The organism is Paenibacillus sp. 7541 (genome assembly GCF_002276395.1).
GTDB classification, from domain to species: domain Bacteria; phylum Bacillota; class Bacilli; order Paenibacillales; family Paenibacillaceae; genus Paenibacillus_AQ; species Paenibacillus_AQ campinasensis.
The window spans coordinates 1-23,883 of record NZ_NQLZ01000031.1; the positions used below are offsets into that span (position 1 = coordinate 1).

Annotated in this window: 23 protein-coding genes; 5 read left to right on the forward strand and 18 right to left on the reverse strand. The window is 52.6% G+C overall.

Features of this window, described 5'->3' with window-relative positions:
* Positions 1–97: 97 nt before the first annotated feature.
* Together CHH75_RS18690 and CHH75_RS18695 are read right to left on the reverse strand one after the other, a co-directional pair.
* The gene (locus CHH75_RS18690) at positions 98–370 is read right to left on the reverse strand and encodes a WGxxGxxG family protein (protein ID WP_095266415.1); all 273 of its coding nucleotides are present in this window, start codon (positions 368–370) and stop codon (positions 98–100) included.
* Positions 371–613: 243 nt separating this feature from the next.
* Complete coding sequence (locus CHH75_RS18695; RefSeq protein WP_095398904.1) at positions 614–1,369, reverse strand: exodeoxyribonuclease III; 756 nt, start codon at positions 1,367–1,369, stop codon at positions 614–616.
* Positions 1,370–1,615: 246 nt separating this feature from the next.
* Here CHH75_RS18695 and CHH75_RS24940 point away from each other — a divergent pair, with 246 nt between their 5' ends.
* The gene (locus tag CHH75_RS24940) at positions 1,616–1,762 is read left to right on the forward strand and encodes a hypothetical protein (RefSeq protein ID WP_176475611.1); all 147 of its coding nucleotides are present in this window, start codon (positions 1,616–1,618) and stop codon (positions 1,760–1,762) included.
* A 171-nt stretch (positions 1,763–1,933) separates the two neighbouring features.
* Here the strand turns inward: CHH75_RS24940 and CHH75_RS18700 are convergent, their stop codons facing one another.
* Positions 1,934–2,947: an iron-hydroxamate ABC transporter substrate-binding protein gene (locus tag CHH75_RS18700; RefSeq protein WP_244908231.1), complete on the reverse strand. Its 1,014-nt coding sequence runs from the start codon at positions 2,945–2,947 to the stop codon at positions 1,934–1,936.
* 185 nt (positions 2,948–3,132) lie between these two features.
* On the opposite strand from CHH75_RS18700, the gene CHH75_RS18705 reads away from it, so the two are divergent.
* Positions 3,133–4,173 (forward strand): FecCD family ABC transporter permease, encoded by a 1,041-nt coding sequence (locus tag CHH75_RS18705; protein WP_095398905.1) that lies wholly within the window; start codon positions 3,133–3,135, stop codon positions 4,171–4,173.
* Positions 4,173–5,180, forward strand: coding sequence for a FecCD family ABC transporter permease (locus tag CHH75_RS18710; RefSeq protein ID WP_095266411.1), 1,008 nt, complete (start codon positions 4,173–4,175; stop codon positions 5,178–5,180). The genes CHH75_RS18705 and CHH75_RS18710 overlap by 1 nt, the downstream gene beginning before the upstream one ends.
* 68 nt (positions 5,181–5,248) lie before the next feature.
* Here CHH75_RS18710 and CHH75_RS18715 read toward each other — a convergent pair whose 3' ends face one another.
* The 9 genes from CHH75_RS18715 to CHH75_RS18755 form a co-directional block, all read right to left on the reverse strand.
* Complete coding sequence (locus CHH75_RS18715; RefSeq protein WP_095266410.1) at positions 5,249–6,553, reverse strand: 6-phospho-beta-glucosidase; 1,305 nt, start codon at positions 6,551–6,553, stop codon at positions 5,249–5,251.
* Positions 6,538–7,530 (reverse strand): N-acetylglucosamine kinase, encoded by a 993-nt coding sequence (locus tag CHH75_RS18720; protein WP_095398906.1) that lies wholly within the window; start codon positions 7,528–7,530, stop codon positions 6,538–6,540. The genes CHH75_RS18715 and CHH75_RS18720 overlap by 16 nt, the downstream gene beginning before the upstream one ends.
* A 111-nt stretch (positions 7,531–7,641) precedes the next feature.
* On the reverse strand, positions 7,642–9,288 hold the full coding sequence (locus CHH75_RS18725; RefSeq protein WP_176475612.1) for an extracellular solute-binding protein: 1,647 nt from the start codon (positions 9,286–9,288) through the stop codon (positions 7,642–7,644).
* A 77-nt stretch (positions 9,289–9,365) separates the two neighbouring features.
* Positions 9,366–10,262 (reverse strand): carbohydrate ABC transporter permease, encoded by an 897-nt coding sequence (locus tag CHH75_RS18730; RefSeq protein WP_095266408.1) that lies wholly within the window; start codon positions 10,260–10,262, stop codon positions 9,366–9,368.
* Positions 10,263–10,274: 12 nt separating this feature from the next.
* Complete coding sequence (locus CHH75_RS18735; RefSeq protein WP_095266407.1) at positions 10,275–11,231, reverse strand: ABC transporter permease; 957 nt, start codon at positions 11,229–11,231, stop codon at positions 10,275–10,277.
* A gap of 134 nt (positions 11,232–11,365) precedes the next feature.
* Complete coding sequence (locus CHH75_RS18740) at positions 11,366–12,244, reverse strand: AraC family transcriptional regulator (protein WP_095266406.1); 879 nt, start codon at positions 12,242–12,244, stop codon at positions 11,366–11,368.
* 258 nt (positions 12,245–12,502) lie between these two features.
* A complete protein-coding gene (gene bglS / locus CHH75_RS18745; protein ID WP_095398907.1) occupies positions 12,503–13,273 on the reverse strand; it encodes a beta-glucanase in 771 nt (256 codons plus the stop codon).
* Between the two features lie 156 nt (positions 13,274–13,429).
* Complete coding sequence (locus CHH75_RS18750) at positions 13,430–14,860, reverse strand: sensor histidine kinase (RefSeq protein WP_095398908.1); 1,431 nt, start codon at positions 14,858–14,860, stop codon at positions 13,430–13,432.
* On the reverse strand, positions 14,857–15,612 hold the full coding sequence (locus CHH75_RS18755) for a response regulator transcription factor (RefSeq protein ID WP_095266403.1): 756 nt from the start codon (positions 15,610–15,612) through the stop codon (positions 14,857–14,859). Before CHH75_RS18755 ends, CHH75_RS18750 begins: the two co-directional genes overlap by 4 nt.
* A gap of 180 nt (positions 15,613–15,792) precedes the next feature.
* On the opposite strand from CHH75_RS18755, the gene CHH75_RS18760 reads away from it, so the two are divergent.
* Complete coding sequence (locus CHH75_RS18760) at positions 15,793–17,277, forward strand: alpha/beta hydrolase family protein (protein WP_095398909.1); 1,485 nt, start codon at positions 15,793–15,795, stop codon at positions 17,275–17,277.
* Positions 17,278–17,421: 144 nt separating this feature from the next.
* Here the strand turns inward: CHH75_RS18760 and CHH75_RS18765 are convergent, their stop codons facing one another.
* The 6 genes from CHH75_RS18765 to CHH75_RS18790 form a co-directional block, all read right to left on the reverse strand.
* Complete coding sequence (locus CHH75_RS18765; RefSeq protein WP_095398910.1) at positions 17,422–18,015, reverse strand: DUF4825 domain-containing protein; 594 nt, start codon at positions 18,013–18,015, stop codon at positions 17,422–17,424.
* A complete protein-coding gene (locus CHH75_RS18770) occupies positions 18,012–18,692 on the reverse strand; it encodes a permease prefix domain 1-containing protein (protein WP_095398911.1) in 681 nt (226 codons plus the stop codon). The genes CHH75_RS18765 and CHH75_RS18770 overlap by 4 nt, the downstream gene beginning before the upstream one ends.
* Positions 18,676–19,041 carry a PadR family transcriptional regulator gene (locus CHH75_RS18775; protein WP_095266400.1) on the reverse strand — a complete coding sequence of 122 codons (366 nt, stop codon included), beginning with the start codon at positions 19,039–19,041 and terminating at the stop codon, positions 18,676–18,678. Before CHH75_RS18775 ends, CHH75_RS18770 begins: the two co-directional genes overlap by 17 nt.
* Before the next feature lie 233 nt (positions 19,042–19,274).
* On the reverse strand, positions 19,275–21,236 hold the full coding sequence (locus CHH75_RS18780) for a PTS fructose transporter subunit IIABC (RefSeq protein WP_095398912.1): 1,962 nt from the start codon (positions 21,234–21,236) through the stop codon (positions 19,275–19,277).
* Between the two features lie 75 nt (positions 21,237–21,311).
* Positions 21,312–22,223, reverse strand: coding sequence for a 1-phosphofructokinase (gene pfkB / locus CHH75_RS18785; RefSeq protein WP_095398913.1), 912 nt, complete (start codon positions 22,221–22,223; stop codon positions 21,312–21,314).
* Complete coding sequence (locus CHH75_RS18790; RefSeq protein WP_095266397.1) at positions 22,223–22,972, reverse strand: DeoR/GlpR family DNA-binding transcription regulator; 750 nt, start codon at positions 22,970–22,972, stop codon at positions 22,223–22,225. Before CHH75_RS18790 ends, pfkB begins: the two co-directional genes overlap by 1 nt.
* Before the next feature lie 256 nt (positions 22,973–23,228).
* Between CHH75_RS18790 and CHH75_RS18795 the strand changes: the two genes are divergently transcribed.
* Positions 23,229–23,768 (forward strand): DUF2062 domain-containing protein, encoded by a 540-nt coding sequence (locus CHH75_RS18795; protein WP_095266396.1) that lies wholly within the window; start codon positions 23,229–23,231, stop codon positions 23,766–23,768.
* Positions 23,769–23,883 lie beyond the last annotated feature (115 nt).

Genomic DNA, 23,883 nt, shown 5'->3' on the forward strand with positions numbered 1-23,883 from the left:
AAAAAAATCCCGCTTGGATAAGCAGGATTTTCACTCTTCACAGCACCGCTTTAGCTAATGCAGTTCACAAAGCCTTTGTGTCTGTACAGCTGCTGGATTATTGACGTTCCGGATTACGGCCTCTAAGACCGATAAGGCCTGCAAGACCGAGCAATCCCAGCCAGCCCCAGTCAGTTCTGTTGTTATTGCCAGCCGTTGCATTAGCGTTGTATCTGTTGGCATTCATGTTGTTCGTGTTCACCGTGTTGGTGTTCATGTTGTTGGTGTTCATATCATTCTGATTCGTGGTGTGATTTTGCGCAAAGGCAGGAACAACAAGAATCAACGCAAGGCTTAACACAGCCAGGAATGAAGCTACCATTTTCTTCATTTGAGTTGGACTCCTTTCGATTTGATGTGGATTGAAAAGCCTAGGGGACAGGTTCCAAAATTATGTTGCCCGTAACAAATATTAATATTCTTTCCCCGTCTCCAGGTAAATGTTTCCACTCAATAAATAAAGCCCCCGATTCCCATCATGCTGGGCGGGGGCAAAAAAGGCATACGGCGAAGATTCACACTTGCAGTTGCACCGTCGGCCAGCTGTTCCAGTTCATAGAACATGTTCGTTGTGCTACAAGCGTACCGTTAAGGTCACCGGGCAATGATCGCTGCCCATGATATGACAGTCGATGTCGGCGTCGACCAGCTGATCCGCCAGCTTAGCCGAGGCCAGGAAATAGTCGATGCGCCAGCCGATGTTCCGCTCCCTGACCTTGGGCATAAACGACCACCAGCTGTACACATCCGTGCGATCCGGATAGAAATGGCGGAACGTGTCGAGAAAGCCGCTGGCCAGCAGATCGGTCATCTTTCCGCGCTCCTCAAGCGTGAATCCTGAATTGCCAAGATTGGATTTTGCATTCTTCAGATCGATCTCTTGGTGGGCGACATTCAGATCTCCACACACGATGACCGGCTTGATCACATCCAAGGCAAGCAGATAGCTGCGGAACCGATCCTCCCACTCCAGACGATACGGTAGCCTGCTTAAATCCCGCTTGGCATTCGGTGTGTATACGTTAACCAGATAGTAGCTTTCAAATTCAAGCGTAATGACCCGCCCCTCCGGCTCGCTGTCCTCCTCGATTCCGTAACGGACGGACAGCGGCTCAATCCGGGTGAACACCGCCGTGCCCGAGTAGCCTTTCTTCTCTGCATAATTCCAGTATTGACGGTACTCTGGCCCAAGCTCCAGCTCGATTTGCCCCTCTTGCAGCTTCGTTTCCTGAACACAAAATATATCCGCATCGGCCTGCTGAAAATAATCGGTGAACCCTTTCTTGACACAGGCTCGCAGACCGTTAACATTCCATGATACCAGCTTCATTGTCAACCTCTCCCCTTGTTGCAATCTATCCTGAGCGCAGGCTCTGATAGGCATAATATATAGCCTCTAAATCACATAATGATACCATGCCAGCTTTTCGGCGAACAAGGCCCCCTTCTCGAACAGCGAAGTGATCGTCAGCCCAATGTATATTTCCCGGTCAAAACAGGAACAACATAACCGTTAACGTGAAGGAACCCGTGTTCCCGATCCTGTAATGATACATTCAGTATGGAGGTGGCATGGTTGACAGGAAGAAACAATAAGCCAAAAAATGACGGCCCATCCAGCAGTCCAGAACGACTGGATCAATATGGCGACAAGCTCGCCTCTGACAATGAGGAGGAGTTCACATCTGCGGCTGAAGAGCATTGCCGCGATGACGAATATTGATAGACAGCATCAGTAGCCAGAGTACCGCAAAATAACAAAACACGAGCGACGGGAAGGTAAATCCCCCTCCCGAGCTCGTGTTTTTTGTACATCCGAGCAGACCTCCGTGCATAGGACCCCAATTCCAAATCCTCTCCTAAACACCGCGCTCGAACGTTACAGCAGCCTTGTTTACTTCACCAGACTTTCCAGAACATCATCGATGATCTGGCTGTTGGCAACCGCGCCGGTGTACATCCAGGCACTGCCGACTTCATACTCATACACATGGCCGTTTTTCACCGCAGGAATGTTCGCCCACAGCGGATCCTGCAGCATCTGTGAGCCGCTCGATTTGTCGCTGTTGATCAGGAACAGGTGATCCGCGTCAAGCTCCGCCAGCTTCTCCAGCGAAATCGACAGCCAGTTGTTATCACCGCTTTGCGAAACTTCCTTCACCACGTTCGGCACGGTAATCCCGAGATCACCGTATAATACCGCTCCGCTGGACAAATTCTCATTGACGACAAAAAAGCTGTTGTTTACGAGCCAAATCGCAGCTGCCGTTTCCGACCCGATCGCATCTTTCACGCTCTCCTTCGCTTCGGCAGCCTTTTGATCATAGTCCCGGAGCACTTGCTCCGCCTTCTCCTTCTCGCCGAAAATCTCCCCGATCGTCAGCAGCTCTTCACGCCAGTCATTGTTCAGCTCTGTGCCAATGACATAAGTCGGTGCGATTCTTGCATATTGGCTGTACTTGCCGCCTTCGACCATAGCAGCGGAGTCCATGATCAGAAGATCCGGCTGGAAGCTCGCTACCGCTTCAAACGGCAAATCATGCGCGATCGTCGGTATTCCCTGCAGCGCGTCCTGCAAGTATTGCTGAATGCTTGTCCCGTCCATAACCGACCACTGGGCAACCGGGGTAATGCCGAGAGCGACCAGACTATCTTCAAGGTAAGAAGCGATGACCCGCTTCGGCTCCGCCGGAATCGTCACCTCATTGCCCATGGCGTCGGTCAGCGTGCGCTCGGTCTTGGCTTCGCCAGTGTCCTCGCCGCCGGTTTCGCTTGCGCCCGAGTTCTCTTCCTGGGCAACCTGCTCATCAGCCCCCTGCGCCGGATCAGTCTCATTTCCAGCTTGGCTATCGTTGCCGCAAGCCGCGAGCAACATCAAGGCCGCCAGCAAGCCGGCCAACCAAATCATTTTTGCACTCCTATTTTTGCTGCGAATCATGTATAATTCCTCCTATGTATATTTTCACAAATCACTCTAGCTTCGCTCGCATAAAGTGATATAATGTTGATAGAAAAATGATAATGAAATTCATTATCAATTGCAAGTGCAGATTTTAAAAATCCATAAATATGTGACAAAAGGTAAGGTTGAACATGCAGGCACAACAATCTCACAAACATGCAGGCAAGCAGGCTAAATCCAGGCCCAAAACCGCGGTGGCTTTCCTGGTACTCGGTCTCGTCTTGCTCGTTATCGCAACAGCTCTATCCATCCTTTATGGTTCGTCCAACATCAATCTTCGGACCGTCTGGGAAGGATTAACCCAATTTGATCCGAGCTCCACCGCACATCAGATTATTCACCGGCTGCGTATTCCAAGAGCGCTTGCCGCTGCGCTGATCGGCGCAAGCCTTGCCGTGTCGGGAGCGGTCATGCAGGGAATGACGCGCAATCCGCTCGCCTCCCCTTCCATTATGGGAGTAACGGCAGGCGCAGCATTTCTGATGACGCTCGGCTATGCCTTCATGCCGGCCGCATCCAGCTTGGTCATAATGCTGCTCGCTTTTGTCGGCGCAGGGCTTGGAGCTGGCCTGGTATTTATGATCGGCGCGTTGTCCAAAAGAGGGCTTACCCCCGTCAAATTGGCACTCGCCGGCTCGGCAGTCACGGCGCTGCTGAGCTCGGTATCATCCGGTTTGGCCCTTCGCTTTAATGTAGCCAAGGACATCAGCTTCTGGTACGCCGGCGGCGTAGCGGGGGTGCAGTGGGTACATATTCAACTGCTCCTTCCGGTCGTTGTCATCGGATTGGTCCTGTCCATAGCGGTTAGCAAGTCGGTCACCGTCATGAGCCTTGGCGAGGATATCGCCACCGGGCTGGGGCAGCGCACGAACATCGTCAGGCTGCTCGGCACGCTTGTCGTGCTGCTGCTTACCGGCGCCGCTGTATCCGTAGGCGGCTCCATCGGATTTGTCGGGCTTGTCATTCCGCACATCGTCCGGTTTATCGTAGGGCCAGACTACCGGCTGATCATTCCATGCTCTGCTGTGGCCGGCGGGCTGTTGCTTGTGCTGGCAGACATCGCGGCACGGATGGTCAATCCTCCGTTTGAGACTCCGGTAGGGGCTGTCACCGCGATTATCGGCGTTCCTTTCTTCCTGTATCTGGCAAGACGAGAAGGGAGGGAGCTGTAATGCTTCACACCGGCAGAAAAGTTGTCTTCGTCTCGGTCATTACCGCGATTGCCATTGCAATCGTATTTATAATCAGTCTGAACCTGGGCACCATTCGCATCAGCCCGGCTGAAGTGCTGCAGGTCATCACCGGCAGCGGTTCAGACCAGAACCGGACGGTGCTGATTCATTTCCGGCTGCCCCGGATGGTGATCGCCCTGCTGATCGGCGCCGGAATCGCCATTTCCGGTGCGATCTTGCAAAGCGTCTCCCGCAATCCGCTCGCAGACCCCGGCATCCTTGGCATCAACGCCGGAGCCGGCTTGTCGGTCGTTCTGTACATTTTTTATTTCCAGGGCGGAGCCCTTGGCTCCGGATGGCTGTCGATCTATATGATGCCGTTTGCCGCCTTGCTCGGCGCTTTTGCCGCAGCACTGCTCATTTATACCGTCGCCTGGAAGGATGGCGTCACGCCCGTGCGGCTCATCCTGTCCGGCATCGGGGTGAATGCAGGCTTCGGCGCATTCATTATCGTCTTCCAGCTCATGATGGACCCGAATGATTTCATGAAAGCCACCATATGGCTATCCGGAAGCATCTGGGGAACAAGCTGGCCGTATGTGGGCGCCGTGCTGCCATGGATCGTGCTGCTCATCCCGTGGGTGCTGTATAAATCGCGCTATCTGAACGCGATGCAGCTCGGAGATCAGGCCGCGGCCGGACTCGGCATCCGCGTGGAACGCGAGCGCCGGGTGCTGCTGTTTATCGCCGTAGCGCTGGCTGGCGCCTGCGTATCTGTTGGCGGCGGCATTACGTTCCTCGGGCTTATTGCACCGCATTTGGCCCGTAAGCTGGTAGGCCCGCGGCATCAAAGCTACCTTCCGGTCTCCGCACTCCTCGGCGCGCTGCTCCTGCTGGGCGCTGACATGATCGGTAAGATGCTGATGGCCAACGCAGAGGTCCCTGTCGGGCTCGTCGTGGCCTGCCTCGGAGCCCCTTATTTCATCTATTTGCTGATCAAGGATTAGCAGCGAATGCCAAAAACAGCGGTTCCCTGTCCTAAACAGGGCCGCTGTTTTTTTAGGATTTGCGATCTTCAGCTTTTGAAAAAATGCGGCAAATAACGGCGGTTGGTCTCCAGCATTTCATCCAGCATCGTCTCCGCCACGCTGACGGAATCCACCAGCGGGTGAGCGGATAGTGACAGCAGCGCAAGCTCCCTGCTGCCCGTCACGGCCGCCTCGATCGCCAGGCTTTCGTACGTTTTTACAGCTTGAATGAGGCCGGACACGCCGTCCGGAATCCGTGTAATAGGCACCGGAACAATACCTTCTTTTCGTACGATACAGTTCACCTCGATGCTCGCATCATCCGGGAGGAAGCCGATTGTGCCGTTATTGCGAACATTCAGCGTCTGGATCTCCCCGCTGTCGGTATGGATCGCCTTCATGAGGTTGACAGCCGCCTCGGAGTAATAGGCCCCGCCGCGCTGCTCGAGCTGCTTCGGCTTCTCGGCAAGCTCCGGCTGCTTATAGATATCGAACAGCTCATCTTCCAGCCGCTTGACGATCTGTGCCCTTGTTTCGCCACGTGCTGCCAACGCCTGCTGCTCTGCCAGCATTTCCCGATGCAAATAGTAATATTTCAAATAATAGGACGGGATCGCGCCCAGTGTGCGGATAAGCGTATCATTCCAGGCCAGCTGCGGCACATTGCTGGCGGAGTAGCTGCCCCCGGCCTCCAGCAGTTCCTCCAGCTTCGACTCGCCGTCCACCTCGATCCGGCTGATCCAGTGCAGATGGTTCAAACCGACAAATTCACAGTAGAAACGCTCAGCAGGAAGATCATATAGCGAAGACAGCCACTTGTATGCCGCGATCGGTGAATTGCACAGCCCGATCGAACGAATGCGGGTATGTTTCAGTATCGCTTCCGTCACCATGCCGGCCGGGTTGGTAAAATTAAGCAGCCACGCTTCCGGGCACAGCTCTTCCATGTCTTTGCATATGTCGAGGAGAACAGGAATCGTCCGCAGCGCCTTCATCATGCCGCCGGCCCCGGTCGTCTCCTGACCGAGCATCCCGTATTTCAGCGGAATTGATTCGTCCCAGCCCCGGGCCTCCAACAAGCCGACTCGCATTTGGGTGGATACATAATCCGCATCCTTGAGCGCCTCTCTCCGGTCGAGCGTCAGCTGAAGACGTATAGGCAGCCCGCTTCTCTCTACCATCCGCTGGGCGAGTCCACCGACAATCTCCAGCTTGCCGCGCCCCTCCGGAATATCCGCCAGTACAATATCGGTTACAGGAAACGAATCGTAATGACGAATGAAGCCTTCGATCAGCTCCGGCGTATACGACGATCCTCCGCCAATGACAGCAATTTTTAATCCAGCGCCCATTCTGTGTCCATCTCCTTTATCGCAAGCTCTGCATACAGCTGATTGTACACCGCCGTGTCTGGCGGGCCCATATGCAAGTCCATTCCCAGTAAGATCGCCCCGGCAGCCGGCTCCAGGTCGAGAATTCGAAGCCGGCTCTGCGGAGCTGTCCGGGACACAAGACGTTCAATATGCGAAACGACATAGTCCCCTTGTCCTCTCGTAAGGACGCTGCCTGCAAGCACCACGTCAAAAGCATCGTTCTCCATTCCGAGCTTTCGGATAACAGCACAAGCCACCGTTCCCAGTTCCACGCCCTGTCTCTCCAGAATCCTTCTCGCCGCCGGATCCCGGGGGGCAGCGTCAAACAACAGCTTGGCCAAATGATGGGGAATTCTTCTTCCTTCATCCAGCGAGCGGTGAAACATCTCCTCCACATTCGCGAACCCCAATGCCTTTAACGTAGGCGCAGTCAATAACGTGGGCTCTTCGCGGCCTTCCCATGCCCGGATGACCGTCCGGAACACTTCAACCGCCAGATCATATCCCCCGCCAAAATCTCCGTATGCATACCCGAAGCCTCCGATTTGAATTTCCTGACCAGCTGCATTGACCCCATAGCTGTTGGTGCCGCTCCCGCAGATCAGTACAACCCCATCCGTCTGCCTCGTCCCCGCTCTCATGGCGATCACGGTATCACACACAATATGATAATCGGCAAAGCCCAGCCCCCCGATCATCGGTCTTAACACAACATAATCCGCCTCGCGGTCTGCCCCGGCCAGCCCAAATGATGCGAAAGTAATATCTCGATGCACAAGTCCCGATTGTGCAAGCGCTTCATCAACAGCGTGTCTAATGCTGCGCTCCGCAAGCGCCGCACCGAGCTGATGATTGCCACAGCCGCTGCTTCCCCTCCCTCTTATGCGTCCGGTTTCATCCGCGACAACAGCGATAGTCTTGCTGCCGCCGCCATCTACCCCCAGATAATAATTCATGGTTAATCTCTCCTATGTGTTGCCTGGCTATGAAAGCCGCGCCCCAAGCTGAACCCTGCGCTGTCCTCCAGCATCTGCCCGGGCCGCGGCCTCCTGCCAAGTCGATTTATTCTATTTCATCTTCTCGAGGTTTTCTTTCCATCTTGCCGTTTTATACTCCAGCAGTTTGCTGTAGCCTGCCTTCTGCGCATCCTCTTCCGCTTTGTCCAGGATAGCGATAACTTCTTCATCGGACGCTGTCATGCTGATTGCCGTCGCTCTCGCTTTCTCGTATATTTCGAATACGCGTTGAGCGATGATCCCTTCCTCGCTGTCGCCAGCCGGATCCAGGTTGACGAATTCGGTTGTATTCATCTGGGTCTTCCATGTAATCTCGGACTGCCAGTACGTCTCGAAATTCCGCTGTTCCGGCGATAGAGTAGACTCGAACTTCATCTTGGAATTGTCAACGTATACCGTGTTACCGTTCCACTGGAAGTTCACGGTCGAGTTCATCAGCTCATCGCGCCCCTGCGGGTCGTTGACAAATTTGTCGGTGAACAGTGGCATATCCTCTTCATCCGTTCCGTCCCAGTACAACCCTTCAGGTCCCCACATAATGACACGCTGACCCTCCGGTCCTGTGAACCAATCCAGGAATGCAAAGACCGCTTCCGGATCTTTCGCCGACTTTGTAATAACACTGACGTTCCAGCCGAGCTGCTTGTAATCCCCCGGGAAAATTTTGTTCCGGTCGAGCCCCTCCTTATGAACCGGCCAGATCATGATGTAACCGGCATCCGGATCTTCGGCTGACAGGATGCTGTTTCCTTTCGACCCGAACTCTGTCGGGCTGGAGGCGACGTAAACAGCCACTTTGCCCGTAATGATCTTCTGCTCCACCTGCTCGATCTTCTGGGTGAACGTATCCTGTGACATCAGCCGCTCGCGGTACATGCGGCTCATATATTGAAGCAGCTCGCGATAGACAGGATCGGTAAACAGAGAGACCAGCTGATCTCCTTGCGGAACAGCGATCATGCTGTTGAACAAGTACGGACGGTTCTCCGCAAAAGCCGATACCATAATGTCCACACCTGCCGCGGATTGACCGACCTCAAGCGGCACCACATCCGGGTAGTTCGCCTTCACCAGCTTCAAATATTCATACAGATCTTCCGGTGTTTCGAGCGGCGGAGCACCCAGCTCATTGTAGATTTTCTTGTTCACGAGATAACCGGCGTTGCCGTTAGGCTGCGTCGTATACCAGTTCGGGAACTGATACAGCTTGCCGTCCGGAGAACGAAGCATGTCGATGGTTGAATCACCGGCCCATTTTTTCAAATTCGGATATTTGTCTAGATAATCATCGAACGGAACAAGCATGCCCTCCGCACGAAGCTTCTCCACATCCGCACCTCTCTCCATCCAGATCACATCCGGCAGCTCGCCGGACACAATCATCGTGTTCAGCTTGTTTTTGGCGTTTCCGCCTGAGCTGATTGGCACCACGTTCACCTTTTTGTTCTCTTGAATCCACTTGGTGGCCAGGTCGCCGCCCCATTCAGGCATGGTATACCAGTCATAGTGACCGTAGAAGGAAAATTCCAGAGGCTTCTCGCCCAGCACAAACTCTCCGCTTTCCGGCGTGCCTGTTGGCTCGCTTGTCTCTTCGCCGGTGGAGCTGCCTTCTTTTGACCCCGAACACCCCGCTAGAATCATGACCATAACCAGTGTGACTGACCATATGGATAGTAATGCGCGCTTCCCTCTTTTCATCGCTTGATCTCCCTTCTATTCTGTTCATCTATGGTCAAAGCTGACGCTTCAAACCCTTGAATCAAGACCCGCCTTCGCTATTCCTTAAGAGAGCCGATCAGCACACCCTTCACAAAATACTTCTGCACAAACGGGTATACGAGCAAAATCGGGATGGTGGCGACCATCATCGTAGCCATGGACAGCGACTTCGTCGTTACTGCTCTCATGGCACTCATTCTGCCTTGGGCTGCCGCATCCACATTCTGCATCTGCTCCAGCATGATGTTGGCGTTCAAGATCTGCTGAAGCTTCGTCTGAATCGGGAGCAGATCTGTATTGGAAATGTAAATGCTCGGTGCAAACCAGTCATTCCAGTGGTACACGGCCGTGAACAGCGATAAGGTGGCAATGACCGGACCGGAGAGCGGCAGTACGATTCGAAACAATACGCCCCAGTTGGAAGATCCGTCGATTCGGGCCGATTCCTCCAGCCCTGCCGGTATTCCTCGAAAAAAAGTCCGGAATATGATCATGTTCCATACATTGATAATCCCGGGCACAACCATCACCCAAAAGGTGTTCATCAGACCCAGTTCGCGAATGAGCAAGTAGCTTGGAATCAGACCTCCGCTAAAATACATCGTGATGATGCACAGCACCATATACACATTGCGCCCCGATAATTGAGGCTTGGAAATGCCGTAGGCAAGTATGGCTGTCGCCATCACCGATAGCAATGTGCCAACGATCGTACGGAAGATCGAGATGATGAAGCCGTCGATCAGGCGCTCATCCTTAAATACCACTTTATAATTCTCAAGCGTGAATTCCCTTGGCCAGAACGTAACGCCGCCTTGCATCGTGTCTGTGCCGGAATTAAACGAGATCACCGCCGCGTTCCAGAACGGGTAAAATGCAACAAAGGCAAGCAATACCAGAAACACGTAAATCGAGCCAATAAACAAACGATCACCGCTGGATAGTCTCAAGATGCATACCTCCCCCTACCATAGGCTATTCCCTGATTTTCTGGCCAAATAGTTGGCTAACGTCAGCAGGATAACGCTGATGACCGCCTTGAACAGTCCCGCTGCCGTTGCGTAGGAATACCTGCTGTTCTGTATGCCGATGCGGTATACGTAAGTATCCAGCACATCGCTTACATCCCGCAGCACCGGATTGCCTGCCAGCAGCAAGATGTCCTCAAAGCCGGCATTGAGCAGGTTGCCGATGGCAAGGATCAGAAATACGATCACAACCGGCAGAATCGACGGGATCGTAATCGCCGTAATCTGCTTCACCCGGCTCGCACCGTCCATGGAAGCCGCCTCATACAGCTGCGGATTGATACCAGCAATGGCCGCTAAGTATACGATGGAAGAGAAGCCGATCTCCTTCCACACATTGGTCGCGGTCAGAATGCCCCAGAAGTATTTGGGCTCGGACATGAAGTTGATTGGTTCGTCGATGAGGTTTAGCTTCTGCAGCAGAATATTCAGGCTGCCATTGTCGGTGGATAGAATGGAGATAATCATGCCGGATACGATAACCCAGGACAAAAAGTGGGGCAAATAACTGATCGTTTGAATCACTCTTTTGAACGTTCGCCTTCCGATCTCGTTCAGCATCAGCGCGAGCAGGATCGGTGCGGGAAATCCGATGCACAGTTTAAGCATGCTGATCACCAGCGTGTTCCGCATAATCGTCCAAAACTCGGGCGCCTCAAAAAACATCACAAAATGCTTGAACCCGACCCAAGGACTGTTCATAAAGCCCCGAAACAGGCTATAGTCCTGAAATGCCATCAACACCCCATACATCGGAATGTAGCTAAATACAAAAATGAAAAGCATGGCAGGAATGACCATAAGCTGGAGATCCCACTGTCTGGCCAATTTCGTCCATGGCCCCTTCTTGCGATTAGGTTCCGGGTTGCGCTGGATTTCGGATGGCAACGACATTTTACTCCCCCTTTCTACATCTAAGGTCAGTTTATCTGACATATATCTTTAAGAATACTTGTCATTATTGTAGTGCAGCCCTTAGCTCATTTCTCTGCTAAAACGAGTAAAAACCAGCACTATTCCACTGGTTTTTACAACTGCTGTCTCTGTGAAGCCTTTGGCGTCATGCCAACATGCTTTTTAAAGAGCCTATTAAAATTGGTTAATGTGCGGAATCCGCATTCCAAAGCGACGTCCGTCACCTTCATCTGTCCTCCCTCCAGCAGCTTTATCGCCTGCTCAAGTCGGATATGAATGAGATACAGGAGCGGCGGCATGCCTACGGCCCGCTTGAAGATTTCGCTGAAACGGGACGGGCTGAGGTAAACGAGGGCAGCGAGCTCCTCCAGCGTCCAGGGATGGGCATAGTTCTCCTCCATGATCATGATCACCTGGCGCATCTTCTCCAGCTGCCTTTCACTGATGCTCGGCTCACTGCGGCCCTGGCCTTCAAAACGGCACTCCCGATTGACCGTGGCAAGAAATTGCAGCAGAAGCGAGTGTACCATCGTGGTGTAGGATCGCTGCTCTTGCTCATGCTCTGCCTGCATCTGCAGCAAAATAGGGCGGAGTTTATCCATGGCCGGGTGATCGCGGGGAATCAGATTGGAGAAATGCTTGCCCATTTCGCGAAACGGGCTGAACAGCTCGGGGTCGAATCTGAGGTTGTGAATAAACCACGTGGAGTCAAATGAGATGACCAGCATGACAAGGTCCTGGGATTCGTAAGCACAGTGCAGATCATTGGAGTTGATGAGCAGCACATCCCCCTGCTCGAACTCAAATTTCTTCCCGTTGATGACGTAATAACCGGTGCCGCTCTTGATGTAATTAATCTCCAGTACATTGTGCCAATGGAGCTTCTGATACAGGCTGGTCACACCGATCGTATCGGCGATTAGCACCGGATAATTTCTAGCCAATCTTACTTTTTCCTTGGGGATCGCTTCTTCGCGCAGCACAAATGTCATGACTAACACCTCACATCTTTTGTGTGTTTTATAACATTTAAACATACGTTTTTATGTTAATTATACTACCACCTCACCTTTGTTACTGTAAACGAGCAAAGTCTTAGTTTTTTCGCCAACAGAAACAAGCTGTCCCCCGCCATTTTCGGCTTCAGACAGCTTGTTTCTGTGTGACGATATCAAGTAAGACCGTTCATTCGTCAACGAATGACTCGATCGGGTCAGCTTCTCATGTGCTTACGAAGGACCAGCTAGCAGCTAGCTTGCAGGCGTAAATTTAATCCAGTCATAGTAAGCGCGGATCGGATGACCTGGATAGGTGAATTTCCCCGTCCATATTTCTGCCGGCCCCGCACCAGACCACAGGTTGACCATAATATACCCCGGACTTGTCGGCAGCGGGCCCCTCGAACCGGTTTCGGTGTGGACCAGCCTGCCGTCAACATACCACTTGATTGACGTCGGCGACCATTCAAAGGCATAGTCATGGAAATCGAGCGAAGCATCAAAGCCCAGGTCGATCACGGTGCTATGCCCACCAACCCCGTTCGTAAAATAGTTGGTTTCCATCTTCGTGGTGTCTTTGCCCAAAATTTCGATGTCGATTTCGTCATTGGAGGTACCTGGAGCAGCTCCGGAATAAGTAAACAGGCTTGTGACAAGGCCGGCTCCTTTGGCGGCCTTAATCCGCGCTTCGACCCGCCCGTATCCATATTTCTGGGTCGTGGCATATTCGGCTGATGCATAGGGTTTGCCCGAGCAGTTGGACGGGCAGCCTACATTATCGAGACGCAGAGCCATAATGCCATTGGAAAATTCCTGGTTGGACGCTTTCCAGCCAACGCCGAAGTCCACGCCGTTGCCCCAGCCGTCCGATGTGTAGAACATGCCGGGATTCGGCCCGTTCAGCGGCTCGGTAAACGCGGCCCCCTGGGCCTGGACCGGCTGGGTTGCAGATACGCTGATCAGCAGCGCAGCTACGGCCAGCAAAGCCGTCATTTTCACTCGGATTGACATCCATTTTGTCATGAGTCACACCTCTTCCATGGATTTTTGAGAATGTGCTTGAACATCGCTGTCCTTGCCCTCCTGCTTTCTCGATTCCACCTCCTTCTCTTATTTACCTGTTATAATACACGAGCCTTGTTTGATGAACTGCGCTATTCCTATCAAAAACCTACACTATTATACTTTTTTTCCATATTTCTGTTCATCCTGTTTGCCATGCGGATCTGTAACAGGCAGCGAAATATGAATCACGGTGCCTTCGGTCTCTGTATCCAGCCTAACTTGTCCACCATGCTTCTCCACCGCCGCTTTCACGATGGAAAGTCCAAGGCCGCTGCCCCCGTCACTTCTGCGGGCCTGATCTCCGCGCACAAACGGATCGAAAATCGCTCTGCCCAGATGTTCAGGGATTCCTGGTCCGTTATCCCCCACCGTTAGATGAACGCCATTCTGTTCACGTAGCACCACCCAGACCCTGCCTCCCCTGCGGTTATATTTCAGTGCATTGGTCAGCAAGTTGGCAACCGCTCTTCTCATGTAGCCTTCAAGACCATGAAGCCGCACGGGCCGCTCCGGTATGGAAATATCCAGTTCAATCCCCTTCTGCTCGAACGAGTCGTACAGATCGGCTGCGGTGGTCCGGCACAGCTCTGCAAAGTCCAATGGTTTCCGCTCAAAAGGAAGCTCGGTGCTCTCGAACTTCGTTAACGCAAACAGGTCATCGACCAGGGCAGCAATGTAAATCGCCTTGTTAAAAATATGGCTGGCATATTTCCTGCGCTGACGCTCATTCTCCTCGATGCCTAGGCGAAGCACCTCGGCATAGCCCTGGATCGTTGTGATTGGCGTTTTCAGATCATGGGCAATATCCATCAGCATCCGGCGTCGATCCTCCGCAAGCTTTCGATTCATCTGCTCCGCTTGCTCCAGCTTGTCCGCCATCCGGTTGAAATTACGCTGGATGTCCATCAGCTCACGGTTCGCAGGCATATGAAGCCGGCCCCCTTCCTCCCCCTCAGACATCTTCCCGAGCCGCTGGGAAATAGCAGCAAGAGGAGCCGTAATTCGTCTGGCTGTCATGCGGCTGTATAGCCACAGGCTCAAGAGAAATGCCAGCAGAAATAAGAGCAGCCCGCGGAGTATAAAACCCGAGAACACCCTGGTCTGTTCTTCATTCGGCTTCACCATCCGGCTTTCCTTCACAACAGCCCCGCTCGGGATAGCTACGAGCAACCGGTATTCCCGGCCCTCTTCGGTTATAAAAGGCGCCGCGGAATAATAACCTGAGCCGCCTTCATAGAACAGAGCGTTCAGCTCTTTTTCCGTGTAGCTGGTCCGGGCTTGTCCTTCACCTCGCACAAAGACCGAATTCAAGTTATCATCAAGGATCTGGATATAGCCCCCGAAATGGTGAACCGTCTCATACGGGATGTCCTCCCAGTTGTCGCGGATCAATTCATCCGCCTTCACCATAGGCAGCGTTTCGCTTAAGTAGACATCGCGCGCCCCGTACATATGGTTATACACCAGAAATCCGATCAGTCCCAGGATGACGGAAAACAGGATATAATTCATCATCAGGCTCGTATGCACACTCCTGCCCTTCATCTGAAATCATCCCCCTGGAGCGCCAGTTTATAGCCAAGACCCTTGATCGTAACGAGAAAACGCGGATCGCGGGCATTGTCCTCCAGCTTGTCCCTCAGCCTGCTGATCTGCACCATCACGGTGTTGCTGTCCTCAAAATAAGGCTCATTCCACACAGCTTCATAGATTTGCCGCTTCGTAAATATCCGTCCGGGCGCGCCCATGAACAGCTGTAGCAGCTTGTACTCGAGCGGTCCAAGCTGAACGGCCTCCCCCCGCTTGTACAGCATACAGGCACGGTGGTCCAGCGTTAGCGGACCGCATACCGTCCTTGAAGGCGGAGGCTGATCGGCCCCGGGGACAAGCGGCCTCCCCTCGTTTAACTCATAGTAGCGCCGCAGCTGCGCCTTGATCCTGGCGACCACCTCAATCGGACTGAACGGCTTGGAAATAAAGTCATCGGCTCCAAGCGCAAGTCCGGTAACTTTATCCACGTCGCCCGTCTTGGCTGACACGATAATGACCGGAAGGCGGAGCTTCTCGCGGATGCGGGCAATGAGCTGAAAGCCATCCAGCTCCGGCATCATAATATCAACCAGGGCCAAATCCACATGCTCCTGCGAAAGGATATGCCAGGCCTCACGGCCGGAATAGGCTTCCAGTACCCGGTAGTGCTCCCGTTCCAGAAACAGCCGGAGCAGCTCCACGATTTCCGTCTCGTCATCGGCGACAAGTATCGTATGCTTCTTCTGACGTTTTACTTGAAATTCCACAGTGATTTCCTCCCCAACAGTTAACGGCTGACCGCTGCTTCCTATCAGCCCAATATACACGATACTCCGCGAATTCAGGCTGCTGTTTTCACAAATTTAAGTTTTATGTAAGGTTGACTACAACCCGAGGACAGGTTGGCTTGATATGATCGTGATATGATGTAAATATGGAGGATCAATATGCGTACTTTCGAAATCTTACTGCTTATCGTTAACCTCGGACTGCTTATCATCTGCACGCTCTGGCCAAGCAGGCATCCGTTAAGGCTGCGCGCTGCGGCAGCCGGAATAACGGCGCTGCTGAGTATGATCCAGATGGTGGCCGAGGGCTTCCGCTGGCAGATGATCCCCGTGTATGCGGCAAGCGTACTGCTGGGACTGTCAGCACTTGATCTGATCCTAAGCAAGCACAAGCGCTCCCGGCAACCACGCCCAGGACCCCGCTTCGGCATCCGCTGGCTGCGGACCTGTGTTACGGTGCTGCTGCTTGTGATGTACACCAGCGTTTCTGTGGCGCTTCCGTCCCTGCTTCCGGTGTTCGCATTTGCCACACCAAGCGGACCGCACGGCGTCGGGACAACCTCCTTGATTCTCGTAGACGAGCGTAGAGATGAGCCCCATACGGAGGATCCATCCGACCACCGAAGGCTGGCGCTTCAGATCTGGTATCCTGCCAGCGTCGAGGAGCGTCCCCATGACAAGAGGGCCGATTATATCGAGCATCTCCCCGTTATATTGGAAGGCTTAGAGCAAGCGATCTCCATACCTCCGTTCCTGATGAGCCAGTTGCGATATGTGAAAACCCATGCCTACTGGGAAGCTGAAGTCGCTCTAGATCAGGAGCGCTATCCTGTGCTGCTTTTCTCCCATGGATTGACTGGCTTTCGCAATCAGAACACGTTTCAGGTTGAGGACCTGGCAAGCCGGGGCTACATCGTAGTTGGCATCGATCACCCTTATGACGCTGCTGCCGTCGTCTTCCCGGATCATACGGCCATGTTGAAGCTGGATAACCTGTCGGGCTTTGAAGCTTATGAGGCCAAAAACCGGCTGTGGGTTGAGGACATCAAGTTTGTACTTGATTATTTGGAGCGCGTAAGCCCGGCGGAAGAGGAGCATTTCCTGTCAGGCCGCATGGATATGGACAAGGTGGGCATGTTTGGCCACTCCTTCGGCGGAGCAACTGCCGCACAGATGCTGATGGAGGATCCCCGGATAAAAGCCTCCTTGAATATGGATGGCGCGCTGTACGGACAGCCGATTCCGGAAGAAGGCTTTGACAGACCCTATATGCAGATGAACGCGGACACAAGCATCGATTACGAAAATTTTGTCCAGTCTTTGGATGAAGCCATCGAAGCGTCCGGCAGCAGCCGCGAGGAATACGAAGCCTTCTGGGCCGAGATGACTTCCAGGCGCAACCATGCTGCTTCCGGAGATTCAGCGTATTCTATCGTATTGGCCAAAGCCGACCATATGAGCTTTACCGATTTCTATCTGTTCTCGCCGCTGCTTGCGCTGAACAGCACGTCTCCCCGGCAGCTGCACCATTCGGTTAATGAAGTGACGGCGGCATTTTTCGATCAATATGTGAAGGGGGAAGACGGCATATCCATTGAACGGACGATCGACAGCCTGCATGGCATCACAGCGGAACAACGCTGAATGACAGCCGGGGATAAGTCCGATGAACCAACGAAAAACCGGAGCGCACATGGGGTTCAAACAAAAGCCAGCTGTGCATCTCCGGTTCTATTGCGTTATGATGTCAAGCACGGATGATTAGCTTATGCCGAATAAACACAGGCCTTATTGTCCGCTTGCCGCCTGAAACTCTTCCAGATGCAGGACCCGTTCAGCAAAATTCCGTACATAATCCGCATCACGCAGCCTGTCGCGGATCTGCTCTTCCCAGACCTCGGCATCCCGAAGCACGGATAAACTTCCTTCTTCTCCATACCAGGATTCCACCAGCTCCCTGTCCGCCACAAACACAGTCTCATCCTCAAACACAAACTTCAGCTTCTCGAGATTATCGATCATAACGAAATTCGCCGTTGCATTATATAGAAGAATTTCCTTCAGCTTATGCGGGTCCGTATCGCCAGCGGCAGTCTGGTACCGGATTTCTGCCGTCAACACTTCGGGATATAGCTGGAACGTCCGCCCTATATTCCGAAACGGAAGAGAAGCGTTCAAGTTGATCAAATTCCCCGCATCCCCCATATATGGGCTGGCATAAGCCAAAGTGGGCTCAATGTGATGGGTGAGGGGATCATTCTGGTCCATTTCATACTGCTTAGCCTGCCTATCAAGCTGGGGCTTCACGTAACCTTCCATGACGGCCAACCCGATCATGCCGACCACCAGCAGCACGACAATCCATACGCCTGTACGTCTCATGACTGCTTCACCTCATACTTCGTGATATACTGCCCCGCCTTTCGCGCCGCCAGCGGAATAATGATCGTTGTCAGCGGAAGAACAAGCTGCAGCATCGTTTCATAGAAATCATAAGGCCCGCTAAAACCTACCTGTCGCCCAAACCATAGATCTGAGCCAAACTTAATGAGAAGACTGTATCCGGTTATCACGATAGCAAACAGCCCCCATAATATCCACACTCTTCGAATCATCCGCCCAATCTTGCCGGTATCTACCTGATCGATTTCAGCCGAGCTGGGAAAGCCTTTCTGCAGCATCGTAAGCAGCAGCACGCCGCCCGCTATCCCGAGCACCATGAACAGTGTGTTCACCATCACGCCTGAGAGGGTGAGCCTGGCGGGAATGGTCACAATCCAGGCGATGAAAACATACAGCAACGCTCCCTGCATGACATCATATCGATAACGATGAATATACACCGTCTGCTTGTCGTCAATAATGCTGTCGATATCGTCCAGATCCCGGATCGCCTGACTGATGGCTTCCTGATAATCCATACCGCTGCTCATACAGTCTGCGACCTTCGCTTCCAGATTGCTGAGAATCTCCTGTTTCAGCTCCATCACAGCTTTCGTCTTGCGCTTGTTGGCAAATAATCGGTCTACAAAAAGATTCAGATCATTTCTGTCCGTCACCTGATGCCAGCTCCTTTCCATCTCCAATGAGAACATCAATAATGGCTCGTGCAGCTTGCCATTCCTGCCATTTCACCTTAAATCGCTCCCGGCCATCGGGGGTAAGCGTGTAATATTTGCGGCGGCCGCCTTGCGTCTCCTGGCCCCAATAGGATCGGATCAGCCCCTGCTGCTCCAGCCTGCGTAGACTCGAATATAGCGTGGGCTCTTTGAGCTCAAATCTGCCGCCACTGCGAATGCCAAGCTCTTTAATAATCTGATAGCCGTAATTATCCGCATCCAGCAGTACCCGCAAAATAAAGGCGTCGATGTTCCCGCGAACCAGATCACTGTTATGTAACGACTCCATTAGGCTGTAACCCCCTTATTAACAACACAGGTACAATATAACGCATATAACTATGTCTGTCAAAGTAATATTAGAGACATAACGGACACCTTCCCTCTGTACTGTTCATGCAGCAGCGTTTACACATAAAAAAACGACCCGGAAAAGGTTGGCCCTCATTCCGGATCGTTTCGATCCCCATCGATGATGGTGGTCAGGTTACATCCATCTCGTAACCCTGCGCTGAAGTGATTTTATGATTTCGATTCAAGCGTTTTCTTCCAAACGCCAAGCAGCATGGCTGAAATAACAGCCCCAATCGCTACGGCCAGCAGGAAGAGCATCGCATGATTAGCCAGTGCGGCCACAAATATGCCTCCGTGTGGTGCCGGCACATTAATGCTCCACAGCTGGGTCAATCCGCCAGCAACCGCCGAGCCGAGAATACAGGAAGTGAGCACTCGCAGCGGGTCGGCTGCTGCAAACGGAATCGCCCCTTCCGTAATGAAGGATAATCCCATAACATAGTTTGTTATGCCTGATTTGCGTTCCTGCTCTGTAAACTTCGGTTTGAAGAAGGTTGTTGCCAATGCAATCGCAAGCGGAGGCACCATCCCTCCAGCCATAACAGCGGCCATCATAGCTCCATTCGTGTTGCCGCTAGAGGCAAATACCCCGATCGCGAACGTGTAGGCCGCCTTGTTAAAGGGGCCGCCCATGTCAATAGACATCATGCCTCCAAGCACAAGGCCAAGGATAACCGCATTGGCGGTTCCCAGATTGTTCAGGATGTCTACCATGCCCAGGTTCAGCCAACTGAACAACGGGGAGAAGAGGTAGAACATGATTGTTCCGGTGATGAGCAACCCTAACACCGGGTACAGCAGTATCGGTTTCAGTCCATCCAGCGCTCTCGGCAGGCCGGCAAACCACTTGCGAAGCAGAATCACGACATACCCCGCCAGGAATCCGGCTGCCAGTCCGCCAAGGAAGCCCGAGCTCGAATTCAATGCGATCAATCCCCCGACCATGCCAGGCATTAAAGCTGGACGATCGCCGATGCTGATCGCAATGAATCCAGCCAGTACCGGGATCAGGAAATGAAAGGCCCCTTCGCCTCCGCCAATGGTCTGGAGCAGCTGGACAAGCGGATGGTCAGCGCCCGCCAGCTGCTCCAACAGGAATGAAACAGCCAGCAGAATGCCTCCGCCAACAACAAACGGAAGCATATGGGAGATTCCGTTCATCAGATCCTTGTATATTTTGCTTCCAATTCCGCTCTTCTCGCCATCCTCCTGTGCGTCCGCGCCGCCGCTGCTGTGATAAATCGGGGCATCTCCTGCCAGCGCTTTGCGAATCAGCTCCTCCGGTTTGCGGATGCCATCACTGACTGGCCTCTGCAGCACAGGCTTTCCGTCAAACCTGGACATTTCCACCTTTTTGTCTGCAGCGATGATGACCCCTTTCGCGCGCCGAATTTCATCCTCTGTCAGCACATTTCCTGCCCCTTCAGAGCCATTGGTTTCTACACGGATATTGACGCCCAGCTCTTGAGCCTTCTTAATGAGAGCGTCTTCAGCCATGAACGTATGGGCAATGCCGGTCGGACACGCCGTGACCGCTACGATCAAATCGTTTCCCTCATTCATATCCGCGTGTTCCTTCTCGGCTTTCTTCGCCTGCGAAGCTGTTGCCTTCTCCGCCTTGGCCTGTTCGGCTTTGGCTTCTTCTGCCTTAGCTTGTTCTGCCTTGGCTGCTGCTTCAGCCTGCTTGCTATCGAACAGCGCTGTAACTTCATCAGGCGTCCTGGTCTCCATTAACTGGCCGATAAACTCGGCATCGATTAACAGTTTCGACAGCGCAGCTAGCGTACGCAAATGGGTATTGCCCGCGCCTTCAGGCGCAGCAATCATGAAGAACAGATGCGCCGGCTCCCCGTCAAGCGCTGCGAAATCTACGCCTTGGTTGCTTTTGGCGAAGACCACGGTCGGCTCATTGACGGCCTTTGTTTTGGCATGCGGCATCGCAATGCCTCCCCCGATCCCCGTGCTCGATTCGGCCTCCCGCTTTAAGATCATCTCCTTGAACAAGACCGGATCGTTGATGCGGCCGCTAGCAGTGAGGCTTGCGATCAGCTCATCGATCGCTGCTTCCTTGGATGTCGCCTTCAAATCCATGATCATCGTTTCGCGGATCATTAAATCCGTTATCTTCATCGGTTCCACTCCCTTGTCCTCAATTTAGAGCGATGCTCTCGTGTTGCCCGTCATCTTGCTATATGAAAGCCTGCATCACCACTCGGTTATATTCACCTGCGGACAAAGCTCTTCGATCCGGCTTCTTGTCGCCAGATCGTCGGAGAACGCTGTCGCGCTTCCCGAAGCAACGCCGGTTCGAAAAGCCTCCATTAGCCCTTGGCCAAGCGCCAATGTTCCTACAAACCCGGCAATCATGGAATCCCCTGCCCCTACGGAATTGCGAACCGCACCGGCAGGTACATCCGCATGGAATACCCGATCCGCTGTAATCAAGAGCGCTCCTTCTCCTGCCATCGATACAAGAACATGCTGGGCGCCCATATCCAGCAGCTTTCGGCCGTAGGTGACTAGCTGCTGCTGCGTCTCCATCGCCACACCGAACAATTCGGCGAGCTCATGATGATTCGGTTTCACAAGCAGCGGTTTATGTTTCAAAGCTTTGAGAAGCGCTTCCCCGGTTGTGTCGATGACAAAATCAGCACCGGTTGTGCTGCACACCGAAGTTAAGCGATCATAGTAATCTGAACCGAGAGACGGCGGCGCGCTCCCCGACAGCACCACGATGTCTCCTTCACGAATCCGGGATAGCTTATGAACAAGCTCCTCTGCCTCCTCTTCCCGGATCATCGGCCCCAGACCGTTCACCTCGGTCTCATCTCCATGCTTGAGCTTAATATTGATTCGCGTATCATCCTGGATCGTGACAAAATCAGTGCGGATACCGCCCTTCGTTAACGTCTCATCCACGAAGCGGCCCGTAAATCCGCCCAAAAAACCAAGCGCCGTATTCTCCGCACCGAGTTGTCCCAGCACCCTGGATACATTAATCCCCTTGCCGCCGGGAAACTTTAAATCCCGTGTCATTCGATTGAGGCCGCCTAGCTGCAGCTCTTCTACTTCCACGACGTAATCGATGGAAGGATTCAATGTTACTGTATATATCATCATGATCCCTCAATTATTTTGGTTTTCTGTGAAATGACCTTTCTCCACGACGCGGATAAGGATTCCGTAATCAGCACGGCTTCATTCATATCCAGCAGCTTGGCAAAAGACACCTCGCCTATTTTGCTGGAATCTGCCAGGACGTAGCTTGTTGCCGATAACTGATGGGCCCGCCGCTTAACAAGCGCTTCCTCGGGATCCGGTGTCGTATATCCCATCTCAGGATCCACGCCATTGGCGCCCAGAAAGCAGCGGTCAAAGCGAAAGTTGTCCATATTCTGCAAGGCTATGCTGCCGATGACAGCCTTTGTATGCATCTTCATCATCCCGCCCAGCAAATAGCTCTTGATGCGCTTGCTCACCAACGCTTCAATATGAGACAGACCGTTGGTCACTACGGTAATATTATTTGCTTTTATGAATGGAATCATCGCAAGGGTCGTTGTCCCCGCATCCAAATAGATGCTTTCGCCATCCCTCACTAACTCCGCTGCCAATTTTGCGATAGTGTTTTTTTCTTGAATGTTTTTGGAAGATTTCTCGTCCATGCCGGGCTCCAGCATCTTGTCACCAGGCAACGCGGCCCCGCCATGAATACGCTTTAACATTCGGCGTTCTTCAAGGTCGATCAAATCCCGCCTGACCGTTGATTCCGAAGCTCCCAGCAGTTCAACCAACTCCTGAAGCTTTACGACACCGCGCTCTTGTAAGCGCTCTAATATGATTCGGTATCTCTCTTCTGTCAGCATTTGAATCCCCCTCCGATTTCTATCGTACCATAAAACCCGCAAAAAACAATCATATTATTTCATAATCATTCACAATCATTCAAAAATGTCCACGACGTCAACTTACAAAAACATAGATTTCAGAAAGCGCATACGATTCAAAATCTCTGTTCATTCGACATCGTTAGCGGTATAATGACGGAAGCTTGAACATGAAATCGTATATAATAAATACTATAAGGATTTGCTTCTATATTATTTTCCGGGAGGCTACACTTTGTACCGCAAATACAGCCGACAACTGAAGTATTACATCCTCAGACTGCTTCGTATGAAAAACAGCAACCATCGTATCGCAATCGGCTTTGCTTGGGGCTTCTTCCCATGCTGGTATCCTACGTTCGGAATCGGCATGGTGTTGTCCATGGTGTTAACCCGCGTCTTTCGCGGCAATATTCCGGCTGCCATTCTCGCTGCATCTCTCGGATCCTTTATTTGGCCGGCCTTGTTCTATCTGAATTACCGAATGGGCGTACTGATTCATCTGCTCGGATCTTCACCCGAAACGTTTGAAATTCACGAAGCGATCTCGGCTCCCGTTCCCGAAACGGACTATACGGAGTACACGGTCGAGACGGACTATGTTGGTAAATTCGGCCATATGGGCCTGAACTTTGCGATCGGCTCCATCGTGAACAGCATCATCTTTACTTTCTTGATTTACTTGCTGCTGCGCATCATCTTCCCGCGGATCCAGAAACCGCTGTTGAAGAAGCTGAGAACATCAACATCCCGCAAAACGGGGGCCCATGCCTAAACCAGGCGTCGGCTCCCGTTCCTCTTTCTGTTATTTTTTACAATTCTCCCTCCAAAATTTACATATATATGGAATTTAAATCGATATTCAATTGCTAGAATGAGTTCGAAAGACG

What these genes read in the sequence shown, in the direction of transcription:
- CHH75_RS18690 (WP_095266415.1), bottom strand. Translation starts at nt 370, where the DNA reads ATGAAGAAAATGGTAGCTTCATTCCTGGCTGTGTTAAGCCTTGCGTTG.
- CHH75_RS18695 (WP_095398904.1), bottom strand. Translation starts at nt 1,369, where the DNA reads ATGAAGCTGGTATCATGGAATGTTAACGGTCTGCGAGCCTGTGTCAAG.
- CHH75_RS18700 (WP_244908231.1), bottom strand. Translation starts at nt 2,947, where the DNA reads ATGATTTGGTTGGCCGGCTTGCTGGCGGCCTTGATGTTGCTCGCGGCT.
- CHH75_RS18705 (WP_095398905.1), top strand. Translation starts at nt 3,133, where the DNA reads ATGCAGGCACAACAATCTCACAAACATGCAGGCAAGCAGGCTAAATCC.
- CHH75_RS18710 (WP_095266411.1), top strand. Translation starts at nt 4,173, where the DNA reads ATGCTTCACACCGGCAGAAAAGTTGTCTTCGTCTCGGTCATTACCGCG.
- CHH75_RS18715 (WP_095266410.1), bottom strand. Translation starts at nt 6,553, where the DNA reads ATGGGCGCTGGATTAAAAATTGCTGTCATTGGCGGAGGATCGTCGTAT.
- CHH75_RS18720 (WP_095398906.1), bottom strand. Translation starts at nt 7,530, where the DNA reads ATGAATTATTATCTGGGGGTAGATGGCGGCGGCAGCAAGACTATCGCT.
- CHH75_RS18725 (WP_176475612.1), bottom strand. Translation starts at nt 9,288, where the DNA reads ATGAAAAGAGGGAAGCGCGCATTACTATCCATATGGTCAGTCACACTG.
- CHH75_RS18735 (WP_095266407.1), bottom strand. Translation starts at nt 11,231, where the DNA reads ATGTCGTTGCCATCCGAAATCCAGCGCAACCCGGAACCTAATCGCAAG.
- CHH75_RS18740 (WP_095266406.1), bottom strand. Translation starts at nt 12,244, where the DNA reads ATGACATTTGTGCTGCGCGAAGAAGCGATCCCCAAGGAAAAAGTAAGA.
- bglS (WP_095398907.1), bottom strand. Translation starts at nt 13,273, where the DNA reads ATGACAAAATGGATGTCAATCCGAGTGAAAATGACGGCTTTGCTGGCC.
- CHH75_RS18750 (WP_095398908.1), bottom strand. Translation starts at nt 14,860, where the DNA reads ATGAAGGGCAGGAGTGTGCATACGAGCCTGATGATGAATTATATCCTG.
- CHH75_RS18760 (WP_095398909.1), top strand. Translation starts at nt 15,793, where the DNA reads ATGCGTACTTTCGAAATCTTACTGCTTATCGTTAACCTCGGACTGCTT.
- CHH75_RS18765 (WP_095398910.1), bottom strand. Translation starts at nt 18,015, where the DNA reads ATGAGACGTACAGGCGTATGGATTGTCGTGCTGCTGGTGGTCGGCATG.
- CHH75_RS18775 (WP_095266400.1), bottom strand. Translation starts at nt 19,041, where the DNA reads ATGGAGTCGTTACATAACAGTGATCTGGTTCGCGGGAACATCGACGCC.
- CHH75_RS18780 (WP_095398912.1), bottom strand. Translation starts at nt 21,236, where the DNA reads ATGAAGATAACGGATTTAATGATCCGCGAAACGATGATCATGGATTTG.
- pfkB (WP_095398913.1), bottom strand. Translation starts at nt 22,223, where the DNA reads ATGATATATACAGTAACATTGAATCCTTCCATCGATTACGTCGTGGAA.
- CHH75_RS18790 (WP_095266397.1), bottom strand. Translation starts at nt 22,972, where the DNA reads ATGCTGACAGAAGAGAGATACCGAATCATATTAGAGCGCTTACAAGAG.